Source organism: Cryomorpha ignava (assembly GCF_010686655.1).
GTDB lineage: Bacteria > Bacteroidota > Bacteroidia > Flavobacteriales_D > Cryomorphaceae > Cryomorpha > Cryomorpha ignava.
Genome location: NZ_JAAGVY010000123.1, coordinates 1 through 1,318, shown reverse-complemented (window position 1 = coordinate 1,318; position 1,318 = coordinate 1). Strand labels below are relative to the sequence as shown.

At 38.7% G+C, this 1,318-nt stretch carries 1 protein-coding gene; it reads left to right on the top strand.

Annotated features, from left to right (window positions below; all coding sequences use genetic code 11):
• The first annotated feature begins 68 nt into the window (after positions 1 to 68).
• Complete coding sequence (locus G3O08_RS20675) at positions 69 to 1,241, top strand: IS4 family transposase (RefSeq protein ID WP_163287345.1); 1,173 nt, start codon at positions 69 to 71, stop codon at positions 1,239 to 1,241.
• Positions 1,242 to 1,318: the final 77 nt, after the last annotated feature.

Below are 1,318 nucleotides of genomic sequence, written 5' to 3'. Positions count from 1 at the left end.
AAAAAAGAAAGAGGGAAGTTTTGTATTTCAAATTAACTTTGAATTGCACAACAAAAACACTCCCTCTTATGGCAAATATAACGTTGTTTTCTCAGATTATCTCAAAATTAGATCGCTCAAAATTCAACAAACTTGTCAAAACTCGACAAACAGACAAGCATCAAAAAGGATATGATAGCTGGACGCATTTGGTCTCCATGTTGTTCTGCCAATTTGCCAAAAGTCAATCTTTACGCGATATCAGTTATGGTCTGAAATCAGCCACCGGCAACTTAAACCATCTTGGAATACGTAAAGCTCCATCCAAATCAACCATAGGCTATCAGAATAAAAATAGAAGTTGGGAGCTATTCAAGGACTACTATTACTGCCTATTGGAAAATTTGGGACAGCAGGCAGGCTTTAAACAGGTGAAATTCAAAATAAAATCGAAGATATTCCTGTTGGACTCAACCACGATCAGTCTTTGTTTGAGCTTGTTTGATTGGGCAAAATACAAAACAGCTAAAGGAGCCGTGAAGATGCATACCTTACTTGATTATGACGGCAATCTGCCAGCCTACATCAATATAACCGACGGGAAAACAGCAGATAATAAGGGAGCCTACGATATTCCATTATTGAAGGGTAGCGTTGTTGTAGCTGACAGATTTTACAATGATTTTTCCTTGCTGAATATTTGGGACAGCAATGAGGTATATTTTGTTGTTCGTCACAAAGACAACATACAATTCACCCCAATCAAGGAAAATGAATTGCCGGAAGACCGACATGAGCACGTGCTAAAAGATGAAATCATTAAGCTTACCGGAGTCCAGTCCACAAAGAAATACCCTAAAAGACTCAGAAGGGTAGCAATATGGGATGAAAAGAACGAGCAAATCATTGAAGTCATAACCAATCAAATGTCTTGGACAGCAAACACCATAAGTGAGTTGTACAAAGCGAGATGGCAAGTGGAAATATTTTTCAGGGAAATCAAGCAATCCCTTCATATCAAATCATTTATCGGGACAAGTGAAAATGCCGTGATGATCCAAATTTGGACGGCACTCATTACCATACTTATTCTCAAGGCACTTAAGGCAATGGCAAGGTTCAACTGGCACTTATCCAACCTGGTTGCATTTATTAGGCTTAATCTTTTTGTCAAGATCGACTTGCAGAAATGGATCGATCAACCCTTTGAAGAATGTAACGATCCACCGCAAAATCAAAAGTATCAGGGGGTCCTTTTTTGAAAAACGCGAATATTGGACCGGGAAGTCAGTAGAAGCCGCTATTTTTATGCAAATTGAAATCGTTTAGGACAGTATTG